The sequence below is a fragment of the Nitrosophilus sp. genome (assembly GCF_982775275.1).
Window position 1 is genome coordinate 1 of the sequence record NZ_CEXZHP010000186.1, and the last position, 2924, is coordinate 2924.

Genomic DNA, 2924 nt, shown 5'->3' on the forward strand with positions numbered 1-2924 from the left:
AGTTTACTTCCTAAAGCTTCGCTTTGCGCTTGCTCACTCAACCATTTTAACCATTCTAACTATGCTATAATTTCATACAATTTTACCAAAAGAAGAGGAAAATGAGGATTAAAATCTCTGATGTTGCAAATCTTCCTACAAAATATGGAAATTTCAAAATTCAATGTTTTAAAGAAAATCATAAAGAACATCTCGTAATCTACACTGAAAACCTCCCTCAAATACCGGTTGTGAGGGTGCATTCGGAGTGTTTAACGGGAGATACTTTAGGTAGTAAAAAGTGCGATTGCGGAGAGCAGCTGGAATTTGCGCTAAATTTTATAGCAAACCATGGAGGAATGGTGATATACCTTAGACAGGAAGGAAGAAATATAGGACTTTTAAACAAAGTAAACGCTTACGCTCTCCAAGATAAAGGGCTTGATACTATTGAAGCAAATCATCAGCTTGGGTTTAATGCAGATGAGAGAACCTATGAAATGGTTGAATATATATTGAACCATTTCAATATAAAAAAGATAAAATTATTAACAAACAACCCCAAAAAAATTGAGAGTTTAAAAGGTATAGAGATAGTTGAGAGAATCCCCGTAAAAGTCAAACCAAATCCCCATAATCTAAAATATTTACAGATAAAAAAAGAGAAAATGGGGCATATGCTTTAATATGGGATTAAAGATTAAGAATTTTGAAATAGAAAAAAAAATATTTATTGAAAAATTATTACAATGGAACAGAGTCCATAATCTAACCGGTGCAAAAACAAAAGAGGAGATTGAGAAAAATATAAAAGACTCTCTTTATCCATTAAAGTTTTTGGATATTAAACCAAATATTGCTTTAGACGTAGGAACGGGTGCCGGCTTTCCGGGACTAATCTTGGCAATGGCTATGGCCGATACAAAATGGTATCTGGTTGAGCCAAGAAATAAAAGAGCGGCTTTTTTAAACTATATAAAAAGTTTGCTCGATTTGAAAAATGTTGAGATTATAAAAAAAAGAGTAGAAGATATCAAACCTTTCAAAGCGGATCTTATAACATCAAGAGCCGTTATGAAAACAAAAGATCTAATTTTTTTGATAAGAGATTTTATCGATAAAGATACTATACTTATTTTTTATAAGGGAGAAAATCTAAAAGATGAGTTAGATGGCATTAAAGATTATAAAATATATGAAAACAAAAAAAGAAAATATCTATTTTTAAAGGGTAAAGATGTTATTTAAGATTTTGATTTTAGCGGCGATTATTTTTGGGGTTTACTATTTTTTTATAAAAGCCAAACCTATTCAAAATAGCAAAAAAAATAGCGACAAAGACGAGGATATTATGGTAGAGTGCCATAAATGCAAAACCTATGTTAGTTCAAAAGAGGCTATTATCAAAAACGGAAAATATTACTGTTCAAAAGAGTGTGCTAACGCAGATTAATTTTAAGGGAAAAAATGATTATAAAAAAGTTTGATGATTTTTTTGAGATAAAAAATATTGAAGATATTAAAAAAACTTCTCCAAAACAAACCCTTCTATTTGATTTTGATAAAGAGCTTTTAACTTATTGCAAAGAAAACGATATATCTTTTGCTATAAAAACCGATTCTATTTTAGAAGCTGTTTTTGCGAATAACTTTGATGCCGAGTTTATAATAGTAGATAAAAAATCGGCAAAAAAGATCCAAAATATCGCTGACGAATATCTATTTGATTCAAAAGTTTTAGTAAAAATAGTTTTTCCTTGGGAAATAGAAGAGTTTGCAAAATTGGGAATAGACGGAGTTCTTTTAAGAGATGACCCTTTTTAAAAAAGGTGAGAGCTTAACCAAAATTTCGTAACTTATGGTATTGAATTTTTTTGCTAAATATTTTGCGTCCTTTATTATGCAAATCTCTTCATCATCTTTGTTTAATATCATATTATCCATAGATACTCTTCCAAGGATTTTAAAATCATCAAACTCTAAATTTTCGCATCTAAAAAATCCGTCCGCATATCCTATATCGTATGTTGAGATTACCATATCCTCTTTTGCTTCAAAAGCTCCACCATATCCTACTCTTTGCCCTTTTTTTAGGACTCTTCCTGAGATCTTTTTCGCCCAAAGAGATAAAACCGGTTTTAAATTTGGTATATCAAAAGCCTCATCCATCTCCAAATATCCATAAGCTGCTATCCCGACCCTTGCAAAGTCATCTTTGCAGCCGAGCCTAAAAAGCGTTGCGCTGTTTGCACTATGAAAATGGGGGTTAAACCCGTAACTTTTACAAATATCTTTTACGCTTTTTTTTATATTTTCCCAGTTTTTATCTTGCCAAAAAAGCTCACTGCTGAGCTCATCTGCGCTTCTAAAATGGGTAAAAATTCCATTTAATTTTAGATTTTTCTTTTTGATTATTATAAAAGCCTCTTTGATTTGTTCCGGTAAAATGCCGCTTCTATGCATACCCGTATCTATTTTTAACTCGATTTTTGAATTTTTAGGGACTTTTTTTAGATCTTCTAACCTATTTATTGCTATATTAAAATCCAAAAGTTCATTGGGTATATCTGCCAAAACCAAAATATAATCAAAAAATTTTTCTATCTTTTTTGCTTCATAAATATTTCTAACAACGGCTTTTTTTACTCCATACTCATTTGCTAATGAAGAGATCTCCAAAAGTCCGTGCCCATAGGCGTTATCTTTTAAAACCAATGCCACTTTGGAGATATCTTTAGCTTTTTTTGCAATAATATCAAGATTATGAAAAAACGCTTTTTTGCTTAATTTAATATATCCCATATGTTTATTTTAGCATTTTATCTCTTTAATCTTTACACAACTAAGCAAATAATTATATAATACTGTAATACGTATTAAGGAGAATGGCGATGATAACAAGTGTTCGTTTAGATGACGATTTGGAAAGAGAGCTCAAAAACACA

5 protein-coding genes are annotated in these 2924 nt (G+C 30.7%); 4 read left to right on the forward strand and 1 reads right to left on the reverse strand.

The annotated features are described in order from the left end of the window. The first annotated feature begins 101 nt into the window (after positions 1-101). The 4 genes from ribA to AC30RD_RS07910 are packed head-to-tail and all read left to right on the forward strand — an operon-like array spanning position 102 to position 1803. Positions 102-665, forward strand: a complete 564-nt coding sequence (ribA, locus tag AC30RD_RS07895; protein ID WP_489493918.1) for a GTP cyclohydrolase II — start codon at positions 102-104, stop codon at positions 663-665. A gap of 1 nt (position 666) precedes the next feature. Beyond that, positions 667-1227: a 16S rRNA (guanine(527)-N(7))-methyltransferase RsmG gene (rsmG, locus tag AC30RD_RS07900; protein WP_489493920.1), complete on the forward strand. Its 561-nt coding sequence runs from the start codon at positions 667-669 to the stop codon at positions 1225-1227. After that, on the forward strand, positions 1217-1432 hold the full coding sequence (locus AC30RD_RS07905; protein ID WP_489493921.1) for a PP0621 family protein: 216 nt from the start codon (positions 1217-1219) through the stop codon (positions 1430-1432). Before rsmG ends, AC30RD_RS07905 begins: the two co-directional genes overlap by 11 nt. A 14-nt stretch (positions 1433-1446) precedes the next feature. Further along, positions 1447-1803, forward strand: a complete 357-nt coding sequence (locus AC30RD_RS07910; protein ID WP_489493922.1) for a hypothetical protein — start codon at positions 1447-1449, stop codon at positions 1801-1803. Here the strand turns inward: AC30RD_RS07910 and AC30RD_RS07915 are convergent. Further along, the gene (locus AC30RD_RS07915) at positions 1783-2781 is read right to left on the reverse strand and encodes an alanine racemase (protein ID WP_489493923.1); all 999 of its coding nucleotides are present in this window, start codon (positions 2779-2781) and stop codon (positions 1783-1785) included. The two genes, AC30RD_RS07910 and AC30RD_RS07915, sit on opposite strands and share 21 nt — an antisense overlap. Positions 2782-2924: the final 143 nt, after the last annotated feature.